The organism is Sphingomonas qomolangmaensis, assembly GCF_024496245.1.
In the GTDB taxonomy this organism is placed as follows: Bacteria; Pseudomonadota; Alphaproteobacteria; order Sphingomonadales; family Sphingomonadaceae; genus Sphingomonas; species Sphingomonas qomolangmaensis.
The window spans coordinates 1,177,501-1,204,244 of sequence record NZ_CP101740.1; the positions used below are offsets into that span (position 1 = coordinate 1,177,501).

At 67.1% G+C, this 26,744-nt stretch carries 26 protein-coding genes, 2 tRNA genes and 1 pseudogene (1 of these 29 running past the window's edge); 18 read left to right on the forward strand and 11 right to left on the reverse strand.

What is annotated here, in order from left to right:
* Window positions 1-808, reverse strand: partial view of a class 1 fructose-bisphosphatase gene (locus NMP03_RS05600; RefSeq protein ID WP_256507519.1) — the 5' portion only. It extends 212 nt beyond the left edge of the window; 808 of the gene's 1,020 nt are visible here — the first part of the coding sequence; the start codon lies at window positions 806-808; its stop codon lies off the left edge, out of view.
* Between the two features lie 197 nt (window positions 809-1,005).
* On the opposite strand from NMP03_RS05600, the gene NMP03_RS05605 reads away from it, so the two are divergent.
* Window positions 1,006-2,304 (forward strand): serine hydrolase domain-containing protein, encoded by a 1,299-nt coding sequence (locus NMP03_RS05605; protein ID WP_256507520.1) that lies wholly within the window; start codon window positions 1,006-1,008, stop codon window positions 2,302-2,304.
* A gap of 17 nt (window positions 2,305-2,321) precedes the next feature.
* Here NMP03_RS05605 and arsH read toward each other — a convergent pair whose 3' ends face one another.
* The 5 genes and pseudogenes from arsH to NMP03_RS05630 form a co-directional block, all read right to left on the reverse strand.
* The gene (gene arsH, locus NMP03_RS05610; RefSeq protein ID WP_319937624.1) at window positions 2,322-3,080 is read right to left on the reverse strand and encodes an arsenical resistance protein ArsH; all 759 of its coding nucleotides are present in this window, start codon (window positions 3,078-3,080) and stop codon (window positions 2,322-2,324) included.
* Between the two features lie 13 nt (window positions 3,081-3,093).
* A complete protein-coding gene (gene arsB, locus NMP03_RS05615; RefSeq protein WP_256507521.1) occupies window positions 3,094-4,158 on the reverse strand; it encodes an ACR3 family arsenite efflux transporter in 1,065 nt (354 codons plus the stop codon).
* The gene (locus NMP03_RS05620; protein ID WP_256508026.1) at window positions 4,155-4,520 is read right to left on the reverse strand and encodes an ArsC/Spx/MgsR family protein; all 366 of its coding nucleotides are present in this window, start codon (window positions 4,518-4,520) and stop codon (window positions 4,155-4,157) included. The genes arsB and NMP03_RS05620 overlap by 4 nt, the downstream gene beginning before the upstream one ends.
* 228 nt (window positions 4,521-4,748) lie before the next feature.
* Window positions 4,749-5,129, reverse strand: a pseudogene (locus NMP03_RS05625) (arsenate reductase ArsC); the annotation flags it as partial.
* The gene (locus NMP03_RS05630; RefSeq protein ID WP_256507522.1) at window positions 5,129-5,458 is read right to left on the reverse strand and encodes an ArsR/SmtB family transcription factor; all 330 of its coding nucleotides are present in this window, start codon (window positions 5,456-5,458) and stop codon (window positions 5,129-5,131) included. The pseudogene NMP03_RS05625 and the gene NMP03_RS05630, both read right to left, overlap by 1 nt.
* A 113-nt stretch (window positions 5,459-5,571) precedes the next feature.
* Here NMP03_RS05630 and NMP03_RS05635 point away from each other — a divergent pair, with 113 nt between their 5' ends.
* Complete coding sequence (locus NMP03_RS05635) at window positions 5,572-6,225, forward strand: NADPH-dependent FMN reductase (protein WP_256507523.1); 654 nt, start codon at window positions 5,572-5,574, stop codon at window positions 6,223-6,225.
* 173 nt (window positions 6,226-6,398) lie between these two features.
* Window positions 6,399-8,189, forward strand: a complete 1,791-nt coding sequence (locus NMP03_RS05640; protein ID WP_319937625.1) for an SLC13 family permease — start codon at window positions 6,399-6,401, stop codon at window positions 8,187-8,189.
* 209 nt (window positions 8,190-8,398) lie between these two features.
* Here the strand turns inward: NMP03_RS05640 and NMP03_RS05645 are convergent.
* The 4 genes from NMP03_RS05645 to NMP03_RS05660 form a co-directional block, all read right to left on the reverse strand.
* Window positions 8,399-8,475 (reverse strand) — tRNA-Pro (locus NMP03_RS05645).
* Between the two features lie 90 nt (window positions 8,476-8,565).
* Window positions 8,566-8,642, reverse strand: a tRNA-Ile gene (locus NMP03_RS05650).
* Window positions 8,620-9,705 carry a polysaccharide deacetylase family protein gene (locus NMP03_RS05655; RefSeq protein WP_256507524.1) on the reverse strand — a complete coding sequence of 362 codons (1,086 nt, stop codon included), beginning with the start codon at window positions 9,703-9,705 and terminating at the stop codon, window positions 8,620-8,622. The genes NMP03_RS05650 and NMP03_RS05655 overlap by 23 nt, the downstream gene beginning before the upstream one ends.
* Window positions 9,706-9,722: 17 nt before the next feature.
* Entirely contained in the window at window positions 9,723-11,516 is a 1,794-nt protein-coding gene (locus NMP03_RS05660) for a histidine kinase dimerization/phospho-acceptor domain-containing protein (RefSeq protein WP_256507525.1), read from the reverse strand.
* Between the two features lie 177 nt (window positions 11,517-11,693).
* Between NMP03_RS05660 and NMP03_RS05665 the strand changes: the two genes are divergently transcribed.
* Window positions 11,694-12,161 (forward strand): Lrp/AsnC family transcriptional regulator, encoded by a 468-nt coding sequence (locus NMP03_RS05665; RefSeq protein WP_256507526.1) that lies wholly within the window; start codon window positions 11,694-11,696, stop codon window positions 12,159-12,161.
* A 75-nt stretch (window positions 12,162-12,236) separates the two neighbouring features.
* Here the strand turns inward: NMP03_RS05665 and NMP03_RS05670 are convergent, their stop codons facing one another.
* On the reverse strand, window positions 12,237-13,499 hold the full coding sequence (locus NMP03_RS05670) for a tetratricopeptide repeat protein (protein ID WP_256507527.1): 1,263 nt from the start codon (window positions 13,497-13,499) through the stop codon (window positions 12,237-12,239).
* Between the two features lie 165 nt (window positions 13,500-13,664).
* On the opposite strand from NMP03_RS05670, the gene NMP03_RS05675 reads away from it, so the two are divergent.
* The 14 genes from NMP03_RS05675 to accD all read left to right on the forward strand — a co-directional run bounded on the left by NMP03_RS05675 (window position 13,665) and on the right by accD (window position 26,633).
* On the forward strand, window positions 13,665-14,363 hold the full coding sequence (locus tag NMP03_RS05675; RefSeq protein ID WP_256507528.1) for an SDR family NAD(P)-dependent oxidoreductase: 699 nt from the start codon (window positions 13,665-13,667) through the stop codon (window positions 14,361-14,363).
* Window positions 14,364-15,003: 640 nt separating this feature from the next.
* Window positions 15,004-15,474: a hypothetical protein gene (locus NMP03_RS05680; protein WP_256507529.1), complete on the forward strand. Its 471-nt coding sequence runs from the start codon at window positions 15,004-15,006 to the stop codon at window positions 15,472-15,474.
* Window positions 15,475-15,677: 203 nt separating this feature from the next.
* Window positions 15,678-16,205, forward strand: coding sequence for an EF-hand domain-containing protein (locus NMP03_RS05685; RefSeq protein WP_256507530.1), 528 nt, complete (start codon window positions 15,678-15,680; stop codon window positions 16,203-16,205).
* 86 nt (window positions 16,206-16,291) lie between these two features.
* Window positions 16,292-17,011: a response regulator gene (locus tag NMP03_RS05690; protein ID WP_256508028.1), complete on the forward strand. Its 720-nt coding sequence runs from the start codon at window positions 16,292-16,294 to the stop codon at window positions 17,009-17,011.
* A 44-nt stretch (window positions 17,012-17,055) separates the two neighbouring features.
* Window positions 17,056-18,363, forward strand: a complete 1,308-nt coding sequence (locus NMP03_RS05695; RefSeq protein WP_256508029.1) for a sensor histidine kinase — start codon at window positions 17,056-17,058, stop codon at window positions 18,361-18,363.
* Window positions 18,364-18,414: 51 nt separating this feature from the next.
* The gene (locus NMP03_RS05700; RefSeq protein ID WP_256507531.1) at window positions 18,415-19,113 is read left to right on the forward strand and encodes an endonuclease/exonuclease/phosphatase family protein; all 699 of its coding nucleotides are present in this window, start codon (window positions 18,415-18,417) and stop codon (window positions 19,111-19,113) included.
* A complete protein-coding gene (locus NMP03_RS05705; RefSeq protein WP_256507532.1) occupies window positions 19,106-21,397 on the forward strand; it encodes a patatin-like protein in 2,292 nt (763 codons plus the stop codon). The genes NMP03_RS05700 and NMP03_RS05705 overlap by 8 nt, the downstream gene beginning before the upstream one ends.
* 65 nt (window positions 21,398-21,462) lie before the next feature.
* A complete protein-coding gene (locus NMP03_RS05710) occupies window positions 21,463-21,876 on the forward strand; it encodes a LapA family protein (protein ID WP_256507533.1) in 414 nt (137 codons plus the stop codon).
* The gene (gene pyrF, locus NMP03_RS05715) at window positions 21,873-22,547 is read left to right on the forward strand and encodes an orotidine-5'-phosphate decarboxylase (RefSeq protein WP_256507534.1); all 675 of its coding nucleotides are present in this window, start codon (window positions 21,873-21,875) and stop codon (window positions 22,545-22,547) included. Before NMP03_RS05710 ends, pyrF begins: the two co-directional genes overlap by 4 nt.
* Window positions 22,548-22,578: 31 nt before the next feature.
* Window positions 22,579-23,214, forward strand: coding sequence for a phosphoribosylanthranilate isomerase (locus NMP03_RS05720; protein ID WP_256507535.1), 636 nt, complete (start codon window positions 22,579-22,581; stop codon window positions 23,212-23,214).
* Window positions 23,215-23,320: 106 nt separating this feature from the next.
* The gene (gene trpB / locus NMP03_RS05725) at window positions 23,321-24,550 is read left to right on the forward strand and encodes a tryptophan synthase subunit beta (protein WP_256507536.1); all 1,230 of its coding nucleotides are present in this window, start codon (window positions 23,321-23,323) and stop codon (window positions 24,548-24,550) included.
* Between the two features lie 42 nt (window positions 24,551-24,592).
* Entirely contained in the window at window positions 24,593-24,976 is a 384-nt protein-coding gene (locus NMP03_RS05730; RefSeq protein WP_256507537.1) for an endonuclease domain-containing protein, read from the forward strand.
* A complete protein-coding gene (gene trpA / locus NMP03_RS05735) occupies window positions 24,973-25,782 on the forward strand; it encodes a tryptophan synthase subunit alpha (protein ID WP_256507538.1) in 810 nt (269 codons plus the stop codon). The genes NMP03_RS05730 and trpA overlap by 4 nt, the downstream gene beginning before the upstream one ends.
* Complete coding sequence (gene accD / locus NMP03_RS05740; protein WP_256507539.1) at window positions 25,779-26,633, forward strand: acetyl-CoA carboxylase, carboxyltransferase subunit beta; 855 nt, start codon at window positions 25,779-25,781, stop codon at window positions 26,631-26,633. Before trpA ends, accD begins: the two co-directional genes overlap by 4 nt.
* Window positions 26,634-26,744: the final 111 nt, after the last annotated feature.

Here is a 26,744-nt window from a genome sequence, read left to right on the forward strand (position 1 = left end):
TCCGGCTGTCGGCGGGGTAGAGGAACACGCCACCGCGCTTGAGGATGCGGTGCACATCGGCGACCATCGATCCAGTCCATCGCATGTTATAGTCATGCCCCGCCGGCCCGCTCGCGCCGGCGATGCACGCCTCGACATAGGCGGCCATCGACGGCGACCAGTGACGCTGGTTCGACATGTTGATCGCGAATTCGCGCTTGCCCGCGGGCATCGTGATGTTCGCATCGCTCATCACCCACGACCCGACCTCGCGATCGAGCGTGAATTCGAACACCCCGGTGCCCACCGTCAGCACCAACAGCGTCTGCGGCCCATAGATCGCATAGCCCGCGGCGACCTGGGTGTGGCCATGCTGGAGGAAATCGGCCTCGACGACTTCGCGCGTCGCCGATTCGGTCGGGGCGTGGAGCACCGAGAAGATCGTCCCCACCGACAGCCCGACATCGATGTTGCTCGACCCGTCGATCGGATCGAACAGCAGCAGATATTCGCCCTTGGGGAAGCGGTTCGGAATCAGGTGGATCGTCTCCATCTCTTCCGACGCCATCGCCGCGAGGTGGCCGCCCCATTCATTGGCGTCGAGCAGCATTTCGTTGGCGATCACGTCGAGCCGCTTCTGCACCTCCCCCTGAACATTCTCGCTGTCGAGGCTGCCGAGCACACCGCCCAATGCCCCGCGGCCGACCGAGTGGCTAATCGCCTTGCACGCGCGGGCGACGATCTCGACCAGCAGGCGGAGCTCGCCCGGCAGCACGCCGGCGGTGCGCTGCTGCTCGATCAGGAACCGGCTCAATGTCGTGCGCTTCATTTGCTTCCTTCGTCGGATGTTCGGTACCGAATGTTCGCGCCAGCGTGGACCAGACCGCTACGCTTCGCCACCCCCGCCACGATCGAAAAATGCGGTCGGCGGCGGCAGCGCGCTGCCGAGCCGGGCCAGATCGCGGTAGCGCGATCGCGGTCATCGGCTATTAGCCAGGATACGACTGGTGAAGAACGGATTGCGGTTTGGCGACGATAGCGACGAAGGCGATGCTGGCGGCGGGGGGCGCGCTGGCGCTTGTGGGGGGCGTGGCGGTGCTGCTGACCGGGCATGCCGCACCGACCGACGCGCCGGCCAATCCCACCGCGCCGCGCGCGGTCGAGCGGATGATGATCCCGCTCGCCGATGCACAGCCGTCGATCGTCGATTACGGCCGGCTCGAATCGCGGATCGCCGAGCTGATGCGCGAACGCGACATGGTGGGGCTCGCGATCGGCACGGTCGAGCAGGGCCGGGTTCGCTTCATCAAGGGCTATGGCGAAACGCTCGCCAGTTCGGGCGCGGCGGTGACCCCCGACACGGTCTTTCGCTGGGCGTCGGTGTCGAAGGGCGTCGCATCGGCGCTGGTGGTCGGGCTGGCCGAGGACGGCAAATTGTCGCTCGATGCGCCGCTTGCCTCGATGCGGACCACGCTCACCCTGCCCGGCGACGCGCGTAGCGTGACCGTTGCCGACCTGCTCTCGCATCGCCTGGGGCTGGTGCGCAACGCCTGGGACGACCGGCTCGAGGCGGGGCAGGATCCCAAGCTGCTGCGCGCATCGCTCGGAACCTTGGCGCAATATTGCCCGCCGGCGACCTGCTATGGCTATCAGAACATCGCCTTCGACGCTGCCAGCGAGCTGGTCGAACAAGCCACCGGCCAAGCCTATGCCAGCGTCGCGCAGGAGCGGCTGTTCGCCCCGCTGGGGATGACGACCGCCAGCGTCGGCCGCGCCGGACTGCAAGGCGCCAAGAGCTGGGCGCAGCCGCATCGCTGGAACCGGACGCCGACGACGGTGAACGACAATTATTACCGCGTGCCCGCGGCGGGCGGGGTCAATTCGTCGATCCTCGACCTTACCCGCTGGATGCAGGCGCAAATCGGCGACGCGCCCGCGATCCTGTCGCCCGCCGCGCTCGAGGCGATGCATCGCCCGCGCGTATCGACCCCGCCCAGGGGTCGCCGCGGCGCGATGGATCGCGCGCTGACCAATGCCGCCTATGGGCTTGGCTGGCGCAGCTACACTTATGCCGGTCATGCGCTGGTCGGGCATCGCGGATCGGTCGACGGCTATGGTTCGCTGGTGCTGTTTGATCCTGCCGAGAAAAGCGGGATCGTGATGCTGTGGAACAGCAACACGTCGAAGCCTGCGCGGCTGCAGCTCGAATTCTTCGACATGCTCTATCGCCTGCCGCCGACCGACTGGCTCGAGCTGCCGGTGCGGCCGAACGCGGCGACAACCGTCACCGCGGTCGCGCCATCGCCCGGCAAGGCCGCGCGATAACCAACTGAACCGCCCGGTCACGCCGGTCGGCTGCCCTGCGCGCCGATCGCGATGCTCGAAAGGTCGGTGGCCGCGTCGATCGGCACGCCGGCCTGCTTGCGCTCCGAATAGCGATCGACCAGCGCTGTCGCATGCGGTCGCATCAGCACGGTGAAGCGCACCAGCTCCTCCATCACGTCGACGATCCGGTCATAATAGCTCGATGGCTTCATCCGCCCGGCATCGTCGAACTCGTCGAACGCCTTGGCGACCGAGGATTGGTTGGGGATGGTGAACATCCGCATCCAGCGGCCGAGCACGCGCAGCGTGTTGACGCTGTTGAACGATTGCGACCCCGCCGACACCTGCATCACCGCGAGCGTCCGCCCCTGCGTCGGCCGCATTCCGCCCATCGCCAGCGGCAGATGATCGATCTGCGCCTTCATCACCCCGGTGATCTGACCGTGCCGCTCGGGGCTGCACCAGACTTGCCCCTCGGACCACAAAGACAATTGGCGCAGTTCGTGGACCGCGGGATGGTCGTCGCCCGCCACCTGATCGGGCAGCGGCAGCGTCGAGGGGTCGAAGATCCGCGTCTCGCAGCCGAAGAATTGGAGCAACCGCGCCGCCTCCTCGACGCAAAGCCGCGAGTAGGAGCGTTCGCGCAGGCTGCCATAGAGCAGCAGGATGCGCGGCGGCGGGTCGGCGGGGCCGAGGCCGGCGCCGGGCCGGTCGAACACATAAAGGCGATCGAGCGCTGGGAGGTGATCGGGGTCGGCGAGCGTGCGTAGCGGCAAGATATCGTCTCCGTCAGGCGGGGGCGGTGGCGGAAAACCAGCGCCGGCCCAGCCGCAGCGCGACGTGCACCAGCAGGATCAGCACCGGCACCTCGACCAGCGGCCCGATCACCGCGGCGAAGGCCACCGGCGAGGCTAGCCCGAACGCGGCGATGGCGACCGCGATCGCCAGCTCGAAATTATTGCCCGACGCGGTGAAGGCGATCGCGGTGGTGCGCGGATAATCGGCCTGGATCAGCTTGCCCATGAAGAAGCTGATCAGGAACTGGACAACGAAATAGATCGTCAGCGGGATCGCGATCCGGATCGCGTCGAACGGCAACCGGACGACGTCGCCGCCCTTGAGCGTGAACATCGCGGTGATGGTGAACAACAACGCCGCCAGCGTGATCGGCCCGATCCGCGGCAGGAAGCTGGTCTCGTACCAGTCGTTCCCGCGCTTCGCGACCAGCCACTTGCGCGTGACGAACCCCGCCAGGAACGGCAGCCCCAGATAGATCAGCACCGCCTCGGCGATCGTCCAGAAGCTGACATCGATCACGCTGCCCTCGAGCCCGAACAGCGGCGGAAGGACGGTGAGGAACAGCCAGGCATAGACGCTGAAGAACGCGATCTGGAAGATCGAATTGAAGGCGACCAGCCCCGCGACATATTGATTGTCGCCCTTCGCCAGCTGGTTCCACACCAGCACCATCGCGATGCAGCGCGCCAGGCCGATCAAGATCACCCCGGTCATATATTCGGGATAATCGCGCAGGAAGATGACCGCGAGCGCGAACATTAAGGTCGGCCCGATCAGCCAGTTCTGCACCAGCGACAGCATCAGCACCCGCTTGTCGGCAAAGACCTTGGGCAGGTCTTCATAGCGCACGCGCGCCAGCGGCGGGTACATCATCAGGATCAGCCCGATCGCGATCGGCACGTTGGTGGTGCCGACCGACAGGCTATTGAGCGCCGTGGGCAGGCCGGTGAAGATCGTGCCGAGCAGCACCCCCAGCGCCATCGCCGCGAAGATCCACAGCGTCAGCCAGCGATCGAGAAAGCCCAGCCGCTCGGGCTTGGAGAGCTGCTCGGTCATCGCACCTTCGCCCCGCTGTCGTCGGTAACGCGTTCGCCATCTTCCTTGGTGAAGGCACCGCGTTGCGCCACGGGCAGGATGTCGAGCACCACTTCCGATGGGCGGCACAGGCGAACGCCGAGCGGCGTCACCACCAACGGTCGGTTGATGAGGATCGGATGCGCGATCATCGCGTCGATCAGCGCTTCGTCGTCCAGGCTATCGTCCCCCAGCCCGAGTTCGGCAAAGGGGGTGCCCTTTTCGCGCAGCAGCGCGCGAGGGCTAAGCCCGGCGCGCGCGATCAGATCGACCAGCATTGCGCGCGACGGCGGGGTCTTCAGATACTCGATCACCTCGGGCTCGATCCCGGCGTTGCGGATCATCGCCAGCGTGTTGCGCGACGTGCCGCAGGCGGGGTTGTGGTAGATGGTCACCCCCTGCGCGCCTTCGGCCTGGCGGCGGGCCTCGTCGGTCGAGCCGATCTCGCCGCCGATCCGGCGAAGCGCATGTTGCGCCTGCTCGCGATCGAGCCCGGCGATCGGCAGCGCGACCAGCCGGTCGATCCGCGCTTCCATCTGGCGATAGGCCTCTAGGAAGGCGGCTTCCTGCTGCTCGGGCGGCGCGGCGGCGGGGTCGTCGATCCCCCAATGCGCCTTGAGCGGGGTGCCGGGCCAGACCGGGCAGACTTCGCCCGCGGCATTGTCGCACACCGTCACGACGATATCGATCGTCGGCGCGTCGGGGCCGGCGAACGCGTCCCAGCTTTTCGACCGATAGCCATCGATCGGCAGCCCGGCCCGCCGCAAGGTTTCGAGCGCCTGGGGGTGGACGTAGCCCTTGGGAAAGCTTCCCGCGCTGAGCGACCGGAACCGACCGCCGCCCTTATGCGCCAGCAGCGCCTCGGCAAGGATCGAGCGCGCGGAATTGCCCGTGCATAGAAACAGCACGGTGATGGGATCGGTCACGTCGGCATCCTTCGGCAATGGAGGCATCAGCAGCAGGCAAGTTCGGCGATCAGGCCATCGCAAAGCGCCGGGCTCCCGCCGCAACAATCCTTGGCGAGGAACAGCATCATCGCGCGCAGCCGTGCGATGTCGGCGCGCTGGATCATCTGGCGCCCGCGCTTCTCGGGCTTCACGAGTTCGGCGGCGACGAGCACCGCGAGATGCGTCGAAAAGGTGCTCTGGCCAAGCTGCGTCGCGGCAACGAGGTCGCCGGTCGAGAGCCCGTCGGGCTCGGCGCGCACCAGCAAGCGGAACGCGGCGAGCCGCGTCGGATGCGACAGCGCGGCAAGACAGACCAGGGCGTCTTCATCGTTCATGCATCGGCATTATGCGATGGATGCGGCCAGCGCAACCATCGTTATTTGCCGATGGTTATGATAGGCATGGGTCGGATCGAATGCAGGCTGATCCGAGCGGAGCAAGCGACAACATGGCGAACGACATTTTGGTAATCCTCGGATCGGAGCGGACCTCTGGGCCGCCCCACCCGCCGCGTTTGGGTGCGCGGGTCGCGGCTGCCTGCATGCGGCGCCTGCGCGACAAGGATATCGAAGCGGCGCTGATCGATCCGCTCGAGATCGATCTGCCGCACCCGTTCAAGCCGCACTTCGCCTATGCCCCGCGCGATCGTCCCGATGCGCTCGAACGGCTAGCAGACCAGATCGCGACTGCCGACGGCTATGTCATGGTCAGCCCCGAATATAACCACCTGATGAGCCCGGTGCTCAGCGACCTGCTCAACCACTTCGGCAGCTCGCTATTCTCCTACAAGCCGAGTGCGATCGTAACCTATTCGGCGGGGCAATGGGGCGGCACGCGCGCGGCGGTGAGCATGCGGACCTTCCTGTCCGAGCTGGGGTGTCTCCCCGTTTCGGCGATGATCCACGTGCCACACGCACAGGACGTATTCGAAGAAGGTGGCGAATACCCCGCCGGCGTCGAGGCGGCGCGATGGGACGGCTATCTCGACCGCACCCTCGACCAGCTATGCTGGTGGTCGACCGCGGCCGCGCGGCAACGGAGCGAAGGCGGCGAGCGTCCGGGGGCGTTCGTCACGAATCCGAGCGAACGAAACGCGCCGTAAAAACCTGGATGGCGTCGGCTGACCCGCACTTCGCAACAGGGGTATACGCCCCGCAGCGGCATTGCATCTCGCGCCGCCGCCGTCCAATCAGACGCGATGCTGAGCCGCCGCTACATCGATACCGATCGCCATGCCGTCGATCAGACCCGACACGACATCGAAGCGGAGCCGTCGTGACAGCCCCCTCCCCCCATGCGATCGGCGCGATCCTGCTGACGATCGCGATGTTCTATGGCTTCGTTTCAGGCCGGGCGCGGGTCGAGATCATCTCGCTGCTGACGATCAGTGCGATCGCGCTCGGGCTCTATTCGTTTCCGCTGCCAGGCCAGGCGCCAACCGACGGGCTTCGCCTCGCCTTCGAGGGGTTCGGCCACTATGCGCTCATCACGATCTGCGCGCTGATGATCCTGGGGCGCGGGCTCGTCACCACCGGCGCGCTCGAACCAGCGTCGCGGCTGCTGACGCGCGTATGGCGATTCAACCGGCAGGTCGGCCTGCTCGTGACGCTGTTGCTGGCGATGGCGATGAGCATGCTGGTCAACGATACCCCGGTGCTGGTGCTGCTGTTGCCGATCATGGCCGCGATCGCCGCCAATGGCGGGATGGCGGCGTCCAAGACACTGATCCCGATCAACAGCGCGGTGCTGATCGGCGGGATGGCGACGACGATCGGGACCTCAACCAACCTGTTGGTGGTCTCGATCGCGACCGATCTCGGGCTGCCGCCGATGAGCGTGTTCCACTTCACCCCGATCGTACTGATGGCCGCCGCGGTGGCGCTGCCCTTCATCTGGTTGGTGATGCCGCGGTTGCTGCCCGACAATTCGGTGGCGGCGGGCAACGAGCCCAGGCGCTTCAACGCCACCCTGCGCCTGGGGGGCACGTCGGTGGCGCGCGATCTCGACATAGACGGGCTGCAGAAGCTCCTCCCGCCCGAGATCGACATTCGCGCGCCGCAATCGCAGGGCCGACTGCCGGTCAGCGGCACCCATGCCGCGCTCGAGGAAGCGATGCGCGTGCTGGGCGCGACGGCAGCGCCGGCCTGGCTGATGGATCGGCTGCACGACGGCTATGGCCGGACCGGCGAGGATCTGACCGTGGTCGAGCTGTCCATCGCCAAGGATTCGGGGTTGATCGGCCGCGGCATGGCGACCGCCAACGTCGCCGAGCGCTATAATGTCGCGTTGCTCGGCGTCCACGACGCCAAGCGAATCCGGTACGACACCTGGGGGCCGTTGCCGCATCCCGGCGCCGAGCCTGTCTTCGGCGAGGGCGATATCCTGCTGGCGACCGGCGCGATGCCCGATCTGCAGGCGTTCGCGCGCGCCGAAAGCCTGCTCGTCCTCGAAGGTGCCAAGGAACTGCCGCGCACCGCCAAGGCACCGCTTGCGCTGGCGATCATGGCCGGCGCGGTCATCCCCGCGAGCATCGGCGTGGTGCCGATCGCGATTTCGGCGCTGGCGGGGGCGATCGTGATGTTCGTCACCGGCTGCGTCCGCTTCGACCGGATCGGCCGCGCCCTGTCGGCCAAGGTGATCGTGCTGGTCGCCGCGAGCATCGCGATCGGCCGAATCATTCTCGACAGCGGCGCCGCCGAATGGCTCAGCAGCCTGATGGCGATCGGCTTGCAATATCTTCCCGCCGCCGCCGTGCTCGGCGCAGTCATGCTGTTCGTCACCATCCTCACCAATTTCGCATCGAACACCACCGCGGCGGCGGTGGGCACGCCGATCGCGTTCAGCCTGGGCCAAAAGCTCGGCATCCCGGTCGAGCCGCTGGTGCTCGCCGTGCTGTTCGGCTGCAATCTTTGCTACGCCACGCCGGTGGCGTACCAGACCAACATGCTGATCATGTCCGCCGGCGACTATAAGTTCGGGGATTATACCAAGACCGGCCTGCCCTTGGTGGCGATCATGATCGTCACGCTGTCGGGACTGCTGGTATACCGATACGGGCTGTATTGAGGATTTTCCCGTCAACACGCGGCGCTGGGCGCTAACCTGCCGCAGACGCCTGCCGCTCGCGCGGGACCGACGTCGGCTGGTCCGCGGCAGAAGTCACCGAATCCGCGTCCGCCATGTCGAGATCGCGCTTGAGAACGGGCTAGAGCGCCATACAGCGTAAACCGCGTGTAAAGGTCTCAACGACTTTGGTAGCCAAGTCATTGAAAAGATGGTCGGGGAGACAGGATTCGAACCTGCGACCCTCTGGTCCCAAACCAGATGCGCTACCAGGCTGCGCCACTCCCCGACGCGCCAGCCCCTAGCCGGATAGCGGCGGGGCTGGCAACCGAAATACTGCACCGACCGGCTGCGGCGCAAAACTTGGGTGCGTTTAGCGTGGTGGGCCCGGCAGGACTTGAACCCGCAACCTAGCCGTTATGAGCGGCCAGCTCTAACCAGTTGAGCTACAGGCCCCAACCACGGCTCCGCCTAGCGGAGGGCGGGCGGGCGACGCAAGGGCCGGCGCGTGCGTTGCCGCGAGCAGGTCGTGCCCGCTGACGGGCCGGACGCCGCGCGAACCGAGCAGCGCGAGTACCGCCTCCCACCAGGCGTAGAATGCCGCCAGGTCACGGGTGTCGCGGACATAGGGGGTGTGCCCGGGGACGACCGTCGGCGAATGGAAGGAAAAGTTGAGCAATGACACCTTTTGGTCGAGCGCGGCCTCGATGGCGCCCAGTGCGGCGCCGAGCGGCATCTTCTCGGGGGTAAGCGCGACGCGTGCCATCAGGCGCAGCCGCGCCGCCAGCCCCCTGCCCCTGGGTACGCGCCCCAGCGCATCGTGCAGCCCCGCCCCGCCGCGCGCGAGTGCGCCGGTATAGATCGTCGTCAGCGGCAGCTCGAGCAGCGCATCTCGGGGACCGCACCGAAACGCCTGGTTGCCGATCGCGCGGAAGTCGGGGCCGCCTTCGCCGGTGTAGCAATAGCCCGACCGCATCGAGGTATCGATCCGATAACCGCGCTCGGCCAGCAGCGCGAGCGAGTGCGGGCCCAGCCCGTAGCGCCCCGCACGGTAGATTTGCGGAGCGACACCGAAGGCGGCGATGATCGCCTCGCCGATCGCATCGAGCTTCGCTGCCTCGAGCGCGGGCGCCAAATTGCCCGCGAAGCTGGTTTGCGGGCTGACGATCTCGTCGAACGGCGGGGTCACCCAGGGGTGGAGGTGGGTGCCGATCGTGGTAACGCCGTCGTCCATCAGGCCGCGCAGCACCGCGATCGACGATGAGGTTGTCGCGACCGGATGATCGACAAGGTACGTCAGCGGCACCCCGCGCCGCGCGAACCAGGCGTGCATCGCGGGCAACGAATCGATTGCGGTGACGCTACGCGAATCGCGCGACAGTGGCGCGTTCCAGTCGAACTCCTCCTCGGTATCGATGCACACCGCAAAGCGCGTACCAAAGCCCGCCGGCCAGCCGAACAGCGCGGCGGGGTCGGGTGCGGCCTGACGGAACGCAGTCTGGGTAGCGGTCTCGAACATCCCGACCGCTGTAGCGCCTAAAGCTTGCTAGCGCGTTGCGCCGATACCGGGGTGGCGGCGGGGAGCTTGAGCAACAGCTGCTGCTCGTCGATCGCCAGCGATCCGCCGAGTTCGCGCGCGAGATTGCCGACCAGGCGGATCGCGAAGCCGGTGCCGAGGGGAGCGGCATCGAGCGTCGAATCATCCTCGATCTCGTCGACCGCCATCACCGGATCGATCGCCAGCGCCAATGGCCGCGCGACCGCGAGCTCGATCTCGCCATCGTCGCCCGCGGTCAGCTCCATCGCGACGACCTCGCCCGCGCGCGTCGCCGACAGCAAGGTGGCGACGAGCCGCCCGAGCAGCCGCTCGATCGCATGGCGATCGCCTTGCACCGCGGCGTCGCGCGACGGGATGGCGATCGTCGCGCCGCGCAGCTCGCACAGCGGCAGCAGATCGTCGACGACCGAACCGATCACCGCGCGCAGCGACACCGGCTCGGGGCGCAGGGTCAGCGCGTCGGTTTCGATCCGCGCGGCGAGGTCGAGATCATCGATCGCGCCGAGCAGGTCGCGTGCATGGCGGCGGATCGCCTGCGCGCGATCGCGATAGGGATCGGCGACCGGGCCCAATATCTGCATCTCGATCATCTCGGAAAAGCCGACGATCGCATTGGTGGGGGTACGCAGTTCGTGCACCAGCTGGCGGAAGGCGTCGGGGCGCGCGTTGCGCTCGTGCTTGGGCGGCGCGGCGGTCTCGCCGGCGCGCGGGCGGCGCGCGGTGCCGCGATAGCCGGTGAAGCGGCCGCTCGCCGGATCGAACACCGGCACGCCCGAGATCAGCCAGCCGCCCGCCGCCAGCCCCTCGCCGTCGATCGTCAGCCGCGCATCGCGAAAGCGCGCGCGCTGGCGGAATGCGCCTGCCGCCGAGGCGTCGATGCTCGCGGCACCCACCTGCCCCGCGAGCATCAGCGAGCGCCCGAGCAAGGGCGCGCGGCCGATACCGTCGGCCCAGCCGATCACGCCCTTCGCATCGGTTTCGAAGCGGAAGCGATCGACCGCCGCGGCGTCGGGCAGCCGCGGCGACGCCGCCGGCGCGCTGCGTTCGCGCCGCTCGCGAAAGGCATCGATCCGCGCGACGACGTCGGCGATCTCGAAAGGTCCCTCGGGCGCCGCGGTCGACTCAATCGGGGTGTCGCCGCGGGTTTCGGCGTCGCGTACCGCGTCGGCGACGATCGGGATCGTCAGCGCGACCGCACCGAAGCTGCTGAACGGCCCTGCAACGACCGGGTCGGACCGCGGCGTAACCTGGTCTTGCGATACAGGATCAGGCTCGGGCGCGATCGCATCGGCAACGGGCGCAAGCGGTTGGTCGGCGACGGCGGGAACCGCTGCGACCTCGCGCCCGTCCTCGAGCACATAATCGCTCGGCCCGAAGCTTTCGAGCGCGCGCAACACGCTCGACGACAGGTCCCGCCGGTGGCGCAGGATCGCGCGGCCCGACGGCGCGAGCGCTGGCAGCAGCGCGGTCCACTCGCCGTCGTCGAGCATCGCAGTACGAAGCACCGGTGCGGCGACCGACAATTCGTCGCGCGCCATCAGCGCTACCAGCGCCGCCGGCGGCCGGGCGAACGCCAAGCCGCGCGCGCTCGCCGAACGTACGGCAAGCGGCACCTGCGGGATCAGTGCGGCCAAGGTTTCGATCGCGCGGTCTTCGGCAGGCACGCGTCCCCGACCGATCAGGTCGACCAGCTGGCGATAGACCGATTGCTGCTCGAATGCCGAGGAGAGATCGGCCGCCAATACGGTGTCGAGGGTATCGTCGAAGCGCAATTGTTGAGTTCCCCCGACCGCCGAAGGGCGCGTCGTAACTATTTCTTAACGCTTCAGCCGCTTGGCCGGAACCTGTGTTTTCCGCCCGTAGCGTTATGGGACAATTGCGCTTTGAAGCAATTATCTTATGCTGCTAGGGCGCCGTCCCATTCGAAAATACCCCAACCGGGAGCACACATGAGTTTCGACCGTATCGACCGCCAAATCCTGGCTTTGCTACAGGAAGATGGCCGGATGACAAACGTCGAATTGGCCGAGCGGGTGGGGCTGACCGCGCCGCCTTGCCTGCGGCGGGTTCGCGCGCTCGAAGAGGCGGGCGCGATCAAGGGCTATCACGCGACGCTCGACCCGGTGACGCTGGGCTATGGCATCACGGTGTTCGCCTTGGTCAGCCTGCGCAGCCAGGCCGAAAGCGACCTCGCGGCGTTCGAGGCGCATGTCGCCGACATCCCCGAAGTGCGCGAATGCCACATGCTCAACGGCGAGATCGACTTCATCCTCAAGATCGTCGCGCCCGACCTGAAGAGCTTCCAGGAAATTCTTACGACGCGGCTGACGACGGCGTCGAACGTCGCGAGCGTCAAGACCTCGCTGACAATCCGCACGACCAAGCTGTTGCCGGGCATCCCCGTCCCCGAAGCCTGACGGGCGACGCAGGGGCAGGAACACGAAGGGCCGGCGTATCGCTACGCCGGCCCTTTGCATGTCGGTCGGAAAGGATCAGGCCGCGGGTGCGGTCATGCCCTGGTCGATCCACAGCTTCCAGAAGGTCGCCATTTCGGCGCGCGGCTGGGTTTTCACCAGATCGAACGCCGTCTTCGCCTCGGGCCGCTGACCCGCATTGGCGAGCGCGTTGCCCAGCCGGGTGTTGACCTCCTCGGCCTTCACCCCGCCCTTTTCGAGGCCGAGGCGATAGAATTCGATTGCCTTGGCGTTGTTGCCGCTGCCCAGATACGCGTCACCCAGCTGCGCCGCCGCGGTACCATTGCCCGCCGAGCGCGCGCCCTTTTCGAGCGCGGCGAGCGAACCCTCGTTCTTGATCGCGGTCTGCGCGTCGGTGTAGAGGCGCGCGCCGGCGCTGGCGGGCATCTTGCCCGATGCGCGGCCCTCGTCGATCACCGCCTTGGTCTCGAACGGCAGACCCGCGCGATACGCCATGTCGGCATATTCGAGATAGTCGTTCTGGTCGGCGAGCGCCTTGGTGCTGCGCATCAGGCGGAACAGGTCGAGCTTGGCCTGGTTGTCGAGCGTCGCGCCGTCGCGGAACACGATCAACGACGTGCGCCAGTTCTTCGCGGTCGGATATTCGGTCAGCTGCATCCGCAACCACTTGGCGGTCTCGGCAGGCTGCTTGGCCTGGTACAGCTTCGAAATCGCAAAGGCGTACCATTCGTTGGGCGCCTTCTGCCCCGCCGCCTTGCGCCGATCGATCTCGCGCTGGATTTCAGCGACGCCGCCGGTCACGTTGCCGGTATCGATCTGCGTCTGCGCGATCAGCAGCGGAAGATCGGCATTGTCGTAGCCAAGCTCGCGCGCACGCGTCAGATACTGCAGCGCGCCTGCATTATCCTTCTCGTTGCGCGCGATCGTGCCGCGAACGAAGTTGAGCCGGGGCAGATCGGTCGCGGCGGTACGCGGACTGGGGATCAGCACGTCGAGCGCCTTCTTGATCCCGGGATTGTTGTTCTTCTGCGCCTCGAGCGGCAGGCGGAGCTGCGCGGCGAAATAGCGCTCGTCGTCGTTGGTGACCAAGGCTTCGGCTGCGGCGAGCTGGGTCTCGGCGGTCGCCAGATCCTTTGCCTGCAGCGCGGTCTGCGCAGCGGTCGCGGCGACGCGGAACGGCTCGCTTACCTTCAGCGCGGGAGGACCGGCTTCTTCCTGGCCCTTCTTCTTGCGCTGTGCATCGGCGGGGGTCGCCACGACTGCGGCTACGGTTCCCAGCGCCAACATGGCGGCCATGGCTGCCTTGGAAACGATCGACATATGGTTATTCTCCTCTGGGGACTGGCCCGTCCACTATAAGTCCCGGCGCGCGGGTTCAAGCTATGCTGGTGTACCCGCAGATCGCCTACCCGGTCTGAACGCTCTTTGAACGCCGGGGTTTCGTCGCGCTTTGACGCAACGCCGCGTCGCAGCTAGCGCAGGCCTATGGCAAAAGCGGCAGTGATCATCGGGGCGTCGGGCGGAATCGGCCAGGCAATGGCGGATGCGATCGAGGAGGAGGGCGGCCACGACCGGGTGTGGCGCTTCGCGCGCAGCTTTACCGGCGAGCACCACCTTGACCTGACCGACGAGGCGAGCATCGCCGCCGCCGCCGCGCTGGTCGCGACCGGGCCTGCGCCGACGTTGGTGTTCGTCGCCACCGGGTTGTTGCATCAGGGCGAGCGCGGCCCCGAAAAGGCGATGCGCGACCTCGATCCCGAATGGCTCGCGCGCGTCTATGCGGTTAACACGATCGGCCCCGCGCTGGTGGCGAAGCATTTCCTGCCGCTGCTGCCGCGCACCGGCGAACCGGTGTTCGCCGCGCTCTCGGCGCGGGTAGGCAGCATCGCCGACAACAAGATGGGCGGCTGGCACGGCTATCGCGCGTCGAAGGCGGCGCTCAACATGCTGCTGCGCAACTTCGCGATCGAGGCCAAGCGCAAGAGCGAGCGCGCGATCATCGTCGGGCTGCACCCCGGCACCGTCGATACCGGGCTGTCGAAGCCGTTCCAGGCCAATGTCGCGCCGGGCAAGCTGTTCGACGCCGAACGCGCGGCGCTGCAATTGCTCGACGTGATCGAGGGGTTGAAGCCCGTCGACAGCGGCAAGATCTTTGCTTGGGACGGCGAAGAAATTCCGTTCTAGGCTATGGAAGCATAGGCCGGCCAGTCGGAAAGCGCCCAGTTGCCGGAGGGGGCGTCACCCCGTACTATCTACGGGGTCCGCCGTGCCACAAATAATGTCGCCGATGATCGAGAAGCAGAACCCGGCGTGAAATGATCCGCCCGGTTCTAACGTCCACCGATATGGGCACGCGGCGGCTCGGTGGACCCGGACCAAGTCCGGGGTGACAGTCTGGGAAAAGGGGCTCAACACCGGACGTAGACCTTTCCTGTCGCTAAAGCGGACCGGCAAGAAACGCCCACTTGCGGACACTGACGATCGGCGGCACCGTCAACCGATGGTTCGCTCTATCATCTCCATAGCCTTGATGCTCACCGTCCCGGTTCTGCTAGTGTTAGCTGCCACTTACACGGGGTTTTTCTCCAGAGGAGCCGTGGTAGCCTACTCTGTGCTTATCGTGGCATGGGCGACAGGAGTAGTTGCGGTCTGGTCGGGAAGATGGTCGCGTCGGGTTATGATCAGCCTAGCGGTGGCCTACACAATCGCAGCGATCTTCGTTCTGCCCTTTGCTGCCCTTCTAGCGGTTTGCTCCACGGGCGACTGCATCTAAGTCCCCTCACGCCCAGTTGCGGACGTTGGGTCAGCGGTGCATTCTCGCTGAATGAGAGAGATGCGCCCTATCGTTCTTGTGTTGCTCGCGTGCGCACTCGCCGCTTGCGGTCTGAAAGTTGAAAAGGACGCGGCGGGCAATGACAAACCCGCAGAGGCTTCAGGGCCTCAGATCGCCGTGCTATGCGTAAAATTGGATCAGTGGCCGCTCTTTCTCAACCGAATGCAGCAATTCGGTCAGAAGCATCAACTGAAATTGATTGGCGGCATCGAAAAAGGGCTGGATAGCAAACTTGAGTTCAATGCTGCACTAGCACAAGATTACAGCTACTTTTTTGGCGACAATCTCGATTTATGGTTTGTCAGTGACCCATTTCGAGAGGGCGTGCTGTATTATAATGCCGCCTTGAAGAGTGAGCCGATTACCCTTGAACAGGAACATTTAGCCAAAGCCCTCCTTGCTGCTGTTTCTAATGTAAGCACCCCCGCCGTCGGCGCGAAAGATAACCCGGCCTGTAACTGATCCTAATGGCAGCTAACCACCATACTCAGCCATTCACCTCTTCTGCCCAAACCCGTCATGCATCGGCTGGCGGCCAGCTCAGCGACGCACCTGCGACAAGTTGCGACAAATCTCCCTCCTCGCGACAAACCTGCGCGACAGCCAGCCGGCATAACCCTGTTCATCGCCGGGATGGTCCTGGCTCCGATCAAGGAAACCCGCAGATGAAGAAGTTCGTTCTCGCATCGTTGCTCAGCGTCACCGCGCTCGCCGGTACCGCCATCGCCACGCAGGTCGCGCCCACCGCGCCTCCCCCTTCGGCGCAGAAGATGCAGCGTATGGCACCGCCTGCCACCAGCGCCGAGATGATCGAGCGCGCCGATCGGATGTTCGCGCGGATGGACGCGAACAATGACGGCCAGGTCACCCAGGCCGAGCGCACCGCGATGCGCGAAGCGGTGGCCGAGCGCCGCGAGGCCAGGGCCAAGCGCTGGGCGATGAAGAAGGGCGGTCGCGGTGGCGAACGGATGCTCGCGCGCGTCGACGCCAACAAGGACGGCAATATCAGCCGCGAGGAGTTCCGCGCGCAGGCGTCGCAGCGCTTCGCCAAGCTCGACACCAATGCCGACGGCCGCGTCGATGCGACCGAGCAGGCGGCGGTCAAGGCCAAGCGCGGCGAGCGCCGCGCCAAGATGGCCGAACGCCGTGCCGCACGAGCGGGGCAGGCAGCGCCGGTCGCTCCCTCCAACTGACCAACCGAACCGGGCGGGCACCAAGAATGCCCGCCCGGCCCCCTCCCCCCTTGGGAACCCGGCCAAAGGATGCTTGTATGGCCGACATGGCCGACCTTCCCCATTTGCTGCTCGTCGATGACGAGCGCTCGATCCGCGAACCGCTTGCGCAATATCTCACCAAACAGGGGTTTCGCGTCACCCAGGCGGGCGATGCCGAGGGTGCGCGCGCCCGGATGTCGGCCTATGCGATCGACCTCGCGATCCTCGACATCATGATGCCCGGCGAAGACGGCCTGAGCCTCACGCGCCACATTCGCGAGACCGGCGAGATCCCCGTCATCCTGCTCACCGCACGCAGCGAGGAGACCGACCGGATCGTCGGGCTCGAAATGGGGGCCGACGATTATGTCGTGAAGCCGTTTTCGCCGCGCGAGCTGCTCGCGCGGATCAAGGTGATCCTTCGCCGCGTCCAGACCGGCGGCACCCGCCAGCACGCGCCCGAGGCCGGCGCCTATTCCTTCTCGGGCTGGGTGCTCAAGACCGGCGAGCGAACGCTCGTCGATCGCGAGGGACTCTCGGTGCCGCTGTCGACCGGCGAATATAATCTGCTGCTCGCACTGGTTACCCGGCCGCGCCAGGTGCTGACGCGCGACCAGCTGCTCGACCTCACCCAGGGGCGCGAAGCCGCCGCCTTCGACCGCGCGATCGACAACCAGGTGAGCCGGCTGCGCAAGAAGATCGAACCCGATGCCAGGAACCCCTCGCTCATCAAGACCGTCTGGGGCGGCGGCTATACGCTGGCGAGCGAAGTCACCCGGCTGTGAAGCGGCTGCGGCTTTGGCCGTCGAGCCTGGGCGGCCAGATCGCGATGCTGGTCGCGGTCGCGCTGTTCGTGGCGCAGGCGATCAATTTCGGGCTGCTGTATCGCGAGCGCCAGGCGCTTCGCTTCAGCCAGATCACCGCGCCCGCGATCACCCGGATCGTCGACGCCGCCGAACGATTGCAAAGCGGCCGCGCCACGCCGTCCGAGCGGCCGCGCTCGCGAATCCGGCTCGAACCGACCAATCCGATCAATCCCGAATGGGCGCGCGCTGCCGAGGTCGAGGAGGGCATTCGCCGGGCGGCGCTCGATTCGGGGTTGCAGCTGGGGCGGATCGCCACCGGTATCCGCGACACCGATCCGCTCGATCCCAGGCTCCGCAAGATGAGCCCGCGCCGTGCCGCGCGAATCACCAGCCTGGGCGGCGAGCTGGTCGTCGCGGTCGAGGTGCCCGGGCGCGGCTGGCTGGTGCTCAACGCGCCATGGCCGCGCACCGAGCGTACCCTGGTGTGGCAGCTGATCGCGCAGACGCTGATCCTCTATGCCTTCGTGCTGCTGCCCGTGCTGTGGATCGGCCGCAGGGTCGCCCAGCCGCTCCGGACGCTGGCGACCGCGGCGCATGCCTTCACCCCGGGCGGCCCGCCCGCCCCGGTCGAGGAGCGCGGCCCCGGCGATGTCCGTGCGGTGATCGCCGCCTATAACGGCCTGTCCGAACGCGTGAGCGCGATGCTCGACGAAAAGGACCGGATGCTCGGCGCGATCGGCCACGACCTGCGCACCCCGCTGGCAGCGCTGCGCGTGCGGATCGAATCGGTCGAGGACGACAATGACCGCCAGCGCATGGCCGACACGATCGACGAGATGACCGGGATGCTCGAAGACATATTGTCGCTCGCGCGGCTGGGGCGCCCGAGCGAACCGCCGACCAATGTCGACCTCGCCGCCTTGGTCGATGCGGTGGTCGACGATTTTCGCGACCTTGGCCACGAAGTCGCGTTCGAGGAAGCCCCGCGCACCCGGATGCACCTTCGCCCCTCGCTGATGCGGCGCGCGGTGCGCAACCTGATCGAGAATGCGGTGAAATATGCAGGAGCCTGCGAAGTGCGGGTGGTGATCGAGCCGAGCCGCGTGGCGATCGAGGTCTGCGATCGCGGCCCCGGCATCCCGATCGACAAGCTCGACGCGGTGTTCGATCCGTTCACGCGGATCGAAACCTCGCGCAATCGCGAGACCGGCGGCATCGGGCTCGGCCTCGCGCTCACCCGCGCGATCGTTCGCGATGCCGGCGGGCGGGTGTCGCTGGCGAACCGCGCGGGCGGCGGCCTGGTCGCACGAATCGAACTGCCGCGCACCTGAACCGTCGGCCCCAGGAACTTCCCCCCCCCTCCCGCATTCACCCGGAACCCCATGCTCACACTCGCCAGCTACAACATGCACAAGGCCGTCGGCACCGATCGCCGCAGGCGGCCCGAGCGCACGCTCGAAGTGCTGCGCGAGATCGACGCCGATATCGTCGCGCTGCAGGAGGCCGATCGCCGCTTCGGCACGCGCGAGGCGATCTTCACCCCGCATCTGCTGGCCGAGCACAGCGACTATAAGGCGGTGCCGGTCGCGGTCCGCGCGCTCAGCATGGGCTGGCACGGCAACGTCTTGCTGGTGCGGCGCGAGGCCGAGATCGTCGATTGCACCCCGATCCACCTGCCCGCGCTCGAGCCGCGCGGCGCGGTGTCGGTCGATGTCCGGCTCCGCGGGATCACCGTGCGCGTCGTCGGCATGCATCTCGACCTGTCGGGGCTGTGGCGGCGGCGGCAGGCGCATGCGATCCTGTCGCATCTCGACGGCTGCACGCCCTTGCCGACGATCCTGATGGGCGATCTCAACGAATGGCGGCCGACCGCGGGGTGCGTCCAGGACTTCAGCCGCAGCTTCACCCAGGCCGACACCGGTGCGAGCTTCCACGCGAAGCGCCCGATCGCGCGGCTCGACCGGATCATGGTCAGCCGCGATTTGGAGATCGCCGAGTGCGGCGTCCACCGCAGCATGGTCGCGCGCACCGCCTCCGATCACCTCCCGATCTGGGCAATGGTCGCTACCCGTCATGCGTGACAAGGAACTGCGGCTCGCGCTGGTTTGCTACGGTGGCATCAGCCTGGCGGTGTATATGCACGGCATCACCAAGGAAGTCTGGCGACTCGCGCGTGCGAGCCAGGCATTTTGCGACCCCCTCCCCGCGCCTGGCAGCGGTGAGGAGGACGTCTATCGCGAGTTGCTGGGGGAAATCGCCGAGGTTTCGGGGCTGCGCGTTCGCGTGCTGGTCGACATCCTCGCCGGCGCGAGCGCGGGGGGAATCAACAGCGTGTTCCTGGCGCAGGCGATCAGCACCGGCCAAAGCCTGGAACCGCTGACCGCAATGTGGCTCGAACAGGCCGATATCGATTCGCTGATCGACCCCGATCAGGCACCCTCGTCGGGCATGACCAAATTCTGGGCGCGCCCGCTCGCCTGGATGGCGATGGGGGCCGACGCGATCGAGGAAACCGTCGAACACGCGGCGCGGGGTGAAGTCCGCAACAAGCTCAACACGCTGGTCCGCGCGCGCTGGTTCGAGCCGCCGTTCGGCGGCAAGCGAATGGTCACGATGCTGCTCGATGCTTTCGCGGCGATGGAGAAGGCACCTACGGGCCCGCGCCTGCTGCCGCCGGGCCAGCCGCTCGACCTGTTTGTGACCGTCACCGATTTCGGCGGTCACCCCGAACGGCTGCGGCTCAATTCGCCCCCCGAAGTGCTCGAGACCGAACATCGGCTGGTCTTGTCGTTCAGCGACGGCGGCAAGCCCGTCGATACGCTGGCGGATCATGCTGAGCTGGCGTTCGCGGCGCGATCAACGTCGAGCTTTCCCGGTGCCTTTCCGCCCTTCATGGTCGGCGAACTCGACGAGGTGCTGGCCGATCGCGGCGCGACATGGCCGGGGCGGCTCGCGTTCCTGACCCGCGCGCTACCGCGCCAGGTCGCGGCGAACGCGGTGGAGAGCGCGGCGTTGATCGACGGATCGGTGCTGGCCAACGCGCCCTTCCGCCCGGCGATCGATGCGCTGCGCGAACGCCCGGCGCGGCGGCAGGTCGATCGTCGCTTCGTGTTCATCGATCCGATACCGGGGTTTCGGTTCGGGCTGGGGGCGGGGCGCGACGGCCAGCCGAGCTTCTTCCAGACCATGATCGGCGCGCTGTCCGAAATTCCGCGGCAACAGCCGATCCGCGACAATCTCGACATGCTGATGGACCGGTCGGATCAGATCGAACGCAAGCTGGCGATCCTCGACCAGCTGCGCGGCGAGGTCGAACGCCAGGTCGAATCGGTGTTCGGCTACACCTTGTTCCTCGATTACCCCAACCCGAAGCGGCTCACGTCCTGGCGCCGTCGCGCGCAGGCAGCGGCATCGGGCAAGGCAGGCTATGGTCATGCCGGCTACTCGCTGTTGAAGGTCGAAGGCGTGATCGATCGCGTTGCCGGCATCCTCCATCACATCGGCGACCAATCGGGCCAGGAACGCCGCCGGGCGATCCGGGGCGCGGTGGCCGAAGCGGTGCGGCTGCGCGGCGGCAACAAGGTGGGGACCGAACATCCCACCGGCGCCAGCCCGCGCGCGGTGGCATTCCTGCGCGGCTTCGACATCGGTTACCGTATCCGCCGGCTGCGCCTGCTGGTCCGCCGCATCGCCGAGCTCGATGGCGACCATGACCGCGCCGAACTGCGCGAAGTGCGCGAAGCGGTATACGCCGCGCTGGCGGCCTATCTCGAACGCCACCGCGCGCAGCCGATGGCGATGTTGCAGGAACAGGTTCGACAACTCCCTGCCGGCGCCGAGGCGGTGCTCGATTCGCTCGAGGCGACGATGGACCTGCAAGGGCTCGATACCGCGACCGACGAAGCGCTGGCGGGCGCGCTCAGCCGCTTGCCGCGCGACGCCCGGCGGCCGTTGCTGCTCGCCTATCTCGGCTTTCCCTTTTTCGACATCGCGACGCTGCCGTTGCTGCAGGGCGAAGGGCTCGATGAGTTCGATCCGGTGCGGGTCGATCGTATCGCGCCCGACGACGCGGTGGCAATTCGCAGCGGGGGTGCGGCGGCGACGCTGAAAGGCATCCAGTTCAACAATTTCGGCGCATTCTTCAGCCGCGCCTATCGCGAGAACGACTATCTATGGGGGCGGCTGCACGGCGCCGATCGGCTGGTCGATATCGTGTTGTCGACGCTGCCCGCCACCGTTCGCCTGAAGGCCGGACGAACCAGCGCGATCAAGCGATCGTTGTTCCTGGCGATCCTAGACGAGGAGGAGCCGCGGCTCACCGCGATGCCCGGGCTCATCGACTCGCTCCGCGCCGAAATCGGCTGAGGGTGGCCATGCGCCGAGCGAGGGGTTAAGCGGAGGGCTGTACGGGGCAAGGAAGGCTGGGGCCGATGCAGTTTCTGCGAACGCTGATCTGGGTATTGCTGGCGGGCATCGTCGTCGCCTTTTCGATCAACAACTGGGTGACGGTGCCGGTGCGGCTCTGGGCCGGGCTGATCGCCGACATCAATTTGCCGCTGCTGCTGCTCGTCGCCTTCGCGATCGGCTTCGTGCCGCTTTATCTGGTGCATGCCGCCGGTCAGTGGCGCTTGAAGTCGCGGCTGGCGAATGCCGAACGGTCGCTTGCCGACCTTCGCGCCGTGGCGCCGACCGCTCCGCCGGTGGTGACCGCGGCCGATATGGCCGACCCGCATGCAGCGTCGCACGTATCCCCGCCCGACCCGGTGGTCGAAGCGACCGCCCCCACCGCCGCGCCGATGACCCTCGTGTCGCCGCCGCTACCATTCGAGGCCGATAGAAAATGAGTTCGCCGCTATATGTCGCGCTCGACACCCCGGACATTGATCGCGCGCGCGCGATCGCACAGGCGGTGCGGCACCATGTCGGCGGCATCAAGCTGGGCCTCGAATTCTTCATGGCCAATGGCCGCTCGGGGGTGCGCGAAATGGCCGATATCGGCCTGCCGATCTTCCTCGACCTGAAATTCCACGACATTCCCAACACCGTCGCCAAGGCGATCCAGGCGCTGGGGCCACTCGAGCCCGCGATCCTGACGGTCCATGCCTCGGGCGGGCGATCGATGATGGAGGATGCCAAGGCCGCCGCGCCGCTCGGCACCAAGGTGGTCGCGGTGACGATGCTCACCAGCCTCGACGGCGAAGACCTGCACTCGATCGGGCTGCAACGCGACCCGCACGAGCAGGTGGTTCGCCTGACCGAACTCGCGCGCGAGGCGGGGATCGACGGGGTGGTGTGCTCGGGGTTCGAAGTGGCGGCAGCGAAGAACGTGTGGCCGCAGGGTTTCTTCGTCGTTCCCGGCGTCCGCCCCGCGGGCGGCAGCGCGAGCGACCAGAAGCGCGTCGTGACCCCGCGCGCCGCGCTGGATGCCGGCGCGTCGATCCTGGTGGTGGGGCGCCCGATCACCAAGGCCGAAGACCCCGACGCCGCCGCGCGCGCGATCGAAGCGACTCTCTGACCGGGCCACCACGTCCGCCGAAAGCCAATTCATGACGACCGCCAAGATCTGCGGGCTATCGACGCCCGAAACCGTCGCCGCCGCGCTCACCGGCGGCGCGAGCCATGTCGGGTTCGTGTTCTTCCCCCCCTCGCCGCGCCATTTGTCGTTCGACCGCGCACGGACGCTCGCCGAGCCGGTGCCGGAGCATGTCGGCAAGGTCGGGGTGTTCGTCGACCCCGATGATTCGTTGCTCGCCGAGGCGATCGGTGCCGGGCGGCTCGACGTGCTGCAGCTCCACAAGACCCCGCCCGAACGCATCGCCGCGATCCGCGCGCGGCATGGCCTCGACATCTGGGCGGCGATCGCGGTGCGGACGCGCGCCGATCTCGACGTCGCCGCACGCCATCGCGAGCTTGCCGACCGAATCCTCTACGACGCCAAGACCCCCGAGGGCGCTACGTTGCCCGGCGGCATGGGGGTTCGTTTCGACTGGACCTTGCTCGACGGCTATCGCCACCCGCTGCCCTGGGCGCTGTCGGGCGGGCTCGACGCGGGCAATGTGCACGACGCGATTCGCCAGACGCGCGCGCCGATCGTCGACGTGTCCTCGGGCGTCGAAAGCGCGCCGGGGGTGAAGGACGTGTCGCGGATCGCTGCGTTCCTGGCGGCGGTGGCCAAGGCGTAAGCTCCCCCGGTCATTGTTTCTCGACTTCGCTCCAAACCAACGGCGCTGCCCTCCCCGCCCTTCGCCCTGCTCGACACGCAACCCGGCTATGCTTAAAGCGCAGCGCATGAACGCACCCAATAGTCTGCGCCAGCAGCCCGACGAACGCGGCCATTTCGGCCAATATGGCGGCCGCTATGTCGCCGAGACGCTGATGCCGCTGGTCCTCGAGCTCGACCGCGAATATCGCGCCGCCAAGCAGGACCCCGCCTTCGCCGCGCAGTTCGACGACCTGCTCGAACATTATGTCGGTCGCCCGAGCCCGCTTTATTATGCCGAACGGCTCACCGACACGCTGCGCGAAAGCGCGGATGAGGGCATGGGCGCCGAGGTCTGGTTCAAGCGCGACGAGCTGAATCATACCGGCGCGCACAAGATCAACAATTGCATCGGCCAGATCCTGCTGGCGATCCGCATGGGCAAGACGCGGATCATCGCCGAGACCGGCGCGGGCCAGCACGGCGTCGCCACCGCGACGGTGTGCGCGCGCTTCGGGCTGCCGTGCGTCATCTACATGGGCGCGCGCGATATCGAGCGGCAGCAGCCCAACGTCTTCCGGATGAAGCTGCTCGGCGCCGAAGTCCGCCCCGTCACCTCGGGCGCGGCGACGCTGAAGGACGCGATGAACGAGGGGCTGCGCGACTGGGTCGCCAACGTCCACGACACCTTCTACATCATCGGCACCGCCGCCGGCCCGCACCCTTACCCTGAGCTGGTGCGCGATTTTCAGAGCGTGATCGGCAAGGAAGCGCGCGCGCAGATGCTGTCGCGCACCGGCCGCCTGCCCGACCTGCTGGTCGCGGCGATCGGCGGCGGATCGAACGCGATCGGGCTGTTCCACCCGTTCCTCGACGATGCCGACGTCAAGATGCTCGGCGTCGAGGCGGCGGGGCATGGGCTCGACAATCTCCACGCCGCCAGCCTCGCGGGCGGGTCGCCGGGGGTGCTCCACGGCAACAAGACCTATCTGCTGCAGGACGAGGACGGCCAGATCGCCGAGGCGCATTCGATCTCGGCGGGGCTCGATTATCCGGGCATCGGCCCCGAACATGCCTGGCTCAAGGACATTGGCCGCGTCGAATATACTTCGATCACCGATACCGAGGCGCTCGATGCGTTCCAGCTGCTGTGCCGGGTCGAGGGGATCATCCCCGCGCTCGAACCGGCGCACGCGATCGCCGCCGTCGCCAAACGCGCGCGCCAGATGCCGCGCGACGGGGTGATCCTGGCGAATCTGTGCGGGCGCGGCGACAAGGACATCTTCACCGTCGCGCAGGCGCTGGGGGTGGAGATCTAGATAGCCCTCTCCCCTTCAGGGGAGAGGGTTGGGAGAGGGGCAGTGCGCAACGCCGTTTTGATTGCTCGCGCCAAATCGATGCGTACCGCCCCCAGCGAGCCCGAGCAGCGGATGTGGCTGGCGCTTCGCGCCGCACGGTTTGCGGGGGTGAAGTTCCGGCGACAAAAGGTCATAGGGCCCTTCATCGTCGATTTTGCGAGCCGGGTGCCCATGCTGGTGGTGGAAATCGACGGCGACACCCATGCCGAGCGGACGATCGAAGATGATGATCGCTCTCGCTTTCTCGAACAACAGGGGTATCGGGTGATCCGTTATACCAATCATGAGGTCATGACGAACTTGGAAGGCGTGCTAACTCATCTGGCGGGGGTCGTTGCGACTGCCCCTCTCCCAACCCTCTCCCCTGAAGGGGAGAGGGCTTTATGACGCGGCTGTCCACCGCGTTCGCTAGCGCCAACGCCGCTGGCCGCGCCGCGCTCGTCGCGTTCGTCACCGCTGGCGATCCCACGCCCGCCGCCACTCCGGCGATCCTCGACGCGCTGGTCGCGGGCGGGGCCGACGTGATCGAGCTCGGCATGCCCTTCACCGATCCGATGGCCGACGGCCCCGCGATCCAGGCGGCGAACCTGCGCAGCCTCGCGGCGCGGACCACCACCGCCGACATTCTTGCGATCGCCAAGGAATTCCGCGCCCGCCACCCGGCGGTGCCGCTGATCCTGATGGGCTATGCCAACCCGATGCTGCGGCGCGGGCCCGGCTGGTTCGCAGGCCAGGCCGCCGCGGCGGGCGTCGACGGGGTGATCTGCGTCGACGTGCCACCCGAGGAAGACGATGCGCTGGGGCCGGCGCTGCGCGAGGCCGGGCTCGACCTGATCCGGCTTGCCACCCCGACCACCGACGTCGCGCGGTTGCCCGCGGTGCTCGATGGCGCGTCGGGCTTCATCTATTATGTCTCGGTCGCGGGGATCACCGGATCGCAGCAGGCGGCGCAGGGCTCGATCGACGACGCCGTCGCGCGGCTCAAGGCGTCGACCGACCTGCCGATCGCGGTCGGCTTCGGCGTTCGCACCCCCGATCAGGCGGCGCAGATCGGCCGCGTCGCCGATGGCGTCGTCGTAGGATCGGCGATCGTCGAATTGGTGGGGCAGCATGGCGCCGCTGCGCCGGCGGCGGTCATTCCCTATATCCGATCGCTGGCCGAGGCGCTGGCGACCGCAAGGACCTTTGCATGAGCTGGCTGAACAACGTCCGCAACGCGCTCGCCTTCGTTTCGAAGAAGGAGACGCCCGACAATCTGTGGCACAAGTGCAAGGGCTGCGGCCAGCTGGTGTTCGTCAAGGAGTTCGAGGAGAATCTGCACGTCTGCCCGCTGTGCGAGCATCATGCGCGGATCGGTCCCAACGAGCGCTTCGCGCAATTGTTCGACGAAGGCACCTGCAAGCGGCTGCCGATGCCGCGCGTGCCCGAGGATCCGCTGAAGTTCCGCGACACCAAGCCCTATGCCGGGCGGCTGAAGGCGGCGCGGACCGAGACCGGCGACCAGGACGCGTTCGTCAACGCGCGCGGCACAGTGCTTGGCAAGCGGATGGTGATCGGCGTCCAGAACTTCGCGTTCATGGGCGGATCGATGGGCCAGGCGGTGGGCGAAGGCTTCATCGCCGGGGTCGAGGCTGCGATCGCTGCGCGTGCGCCCTTCGTGGTGTTCACCGCGAGCGGCGGCGCGCGGATGCAGGAGGGTATCCTCAGCCTGATGCAGATGCCGCGCACCACGGTGGCGATCGAGATGCTGCACGATGCCGGGCTGCCCTATGTCGTCGTGCTGACCGACCCGACCTCGGGCGGGGTGATGGCCGCCTATGCAATGCTGGGCGACATCCAGATCGCCGAGCCCAAGGCGACGCTCGCCTTCACCGGGCGCCGGGTGATCGAGCAGACGATCCGCGAGAAGCTGCCTGAGAATTTCCAGACGAGCGAATATTATCGCGACCACGGACTGATCGACATGGTGGTCGAGCGCAAGGACCTGCGCGCGACGCTGGCGAACCTGGCCGATTATCTGTGCGGCGGACGCGCGGCGGCGTAGCCTTTCTTCCCCCCTCCCGCTTGCGGGAGGGGTCGGGGGAGGGCCTGTCCGAACACACGCATTGGCGGCTGAACACGCCCTTCCCTAGCCCAGTGCCGGGTGAACAGCGCC

What these genes read in the sequence shown, in the direction of transcription:
- NMP03_RS05710 (WP_256507533.1), top strand. Translation starts at nt 21,463, where the DNA reads ATGCAGTTTCTGCGAACGCTGATCTGGGTATTGCTGGCGGGCATCGTC.
- NMP03_RS05680 (WP_256507529.1), top strand. Translation starts at nt 15,004, where the DNA reads ATGAGAGAGATGCGCCCTATCGTTCTTGTGTTGCTCGCGTGCGCACTC.
- NMP03_RS05655 (WP_256507524.1), bottom strand. Translation starts at nt 9,705, where the DNA reads ATGTTCGAGACCGCTACCCAGACTGCGTTCCGTCAGGCCGCACCCGAC.
- NMP03_RS05630 (WP_256507522.1), bottom strand. Translation starts at nt 5,458, where the DNA reads ATGAACGATGAAGACGCCCTGGTCTGTCTTGCCGCGCTGTCGCATCCG.
- trpA (WP_256507538.1), top strand. Translation starts at nt 24,973, where the DNA reads ATGACGCGGCTGTCCACCGCGTTCGCTAGCGCCAACGCCGCTGGCCGC.
- NMP03_RS05690 (WP_256508028.1), top strand. Translation starts at nt 16,292, where the DNA reads ATGGCCGACCTTCCCCATTTGCTGCTCGTCGATGACGAGCGCTCGATC.
- pyrF (WP_256507534.1), top strand. Translation starts at nt 21,873, where the DNA reads ATGAGTTCGCCGCTATATGTCGCGCTCGACACCCCGGACATTGATCGC.
- NMP03_RS05675 (WP_256507528.1), top strand. Translation starts at nt 13,665, where the DNA reads ATGGCAAAAGCGGCAGTGATCATCGGGGCGTCGGGCGGAATCGGCCAG.
- NMP03_RS05685 (WP_256507530.1), top strand. Translation starts at nt 15,678, where the DNA reads ATGAAGAAGTTCGTTCTCGCATCGTTGCTCAGCGTCACCGCGCTCGCC.
- trpB (WP_256507536.1), top strand. Translation starts at nt 23,321, where the DNA reads ATGAACGCACCCAATAGTCTGCGCCAGCAGCCCGACGAACGCGGCCAT.
- accD (WP_256507539.1), top strand. Translation starts at nt 25,779, where the DNA reads ATGAGCTGGCTGAACAACGTCCGCAACGCGCTCGCCTTCGTTTCGAAG.
- NMP03_RS05705 (WP_256507532.1), top strand. Translation starts at nt 19,106, where the DNA reads ATGCGTGACAAGGAACTGCGGCTCGCGCTGGTTTGCTACGGTGGCATC.
- NMP03_RS05720 (WP_256507535.1), top strand. Translation starts at nt 22,579, where the DNA reads ATGACGACCGCCAAGATCTGCGGGCTATCGACGCCCGAAACCGTCGCC.
- NMP03_RS05635 (WP_256507523.1), top strand. Translation starts at nt 5,572, where the DNA reads ATGGCGAACGACATTTTGGTAATCCTCGGATCGGAGCGGACCTCTGGG.
- arsB (WP_256507521.1), bottom strand. Translation starts at nt 4,158, where the DNA reads ATGACCGAGCAGCTCTCCAAGCCCGAGCGGCTGGGCTTTCTCGATCGC.
- NMP03_RS05670 (WP_256507527.1), bottom strand. Translation starts at nt 13,499, where the DNA reads ATGTCGATCGTTTCCAAGGCAGCCATGGCCGCCATGTTGGCGCTGGGA.
- NMP03_RS05700 (WP_256507531.1), top strand. Translation starts at nt 18,415, where the DNA reads ATGCTCACACTCGCCAGCTACAACATGCACAAGGCCGTCGGCACCGAT.
- NMP03_RS05695 (WP_256508029.1), top strand. Translation starts at nt 17,056, where the DNA reads ATGCTGGTCGCGGTCGCGCTGTTCGTGGCGCAGGCGATCAATTTCGGG.
- NMP03_RS05665 (WP_256507526.1), top strand. Translation starts at nt 11,694, where the DNA reads ATGAGTTTCGACCGTATCGACCGCCAAATCCTGGCTTTGCTACAGGAA.
- NMP03_RS05620 (WP_256508026.1), bottom strand. Translation starts at nt 4,520, where the DNA reads ATGATCCGCAACGCCGGGATCGAGCCCGAGGTGATCGAGTATCTGAAG.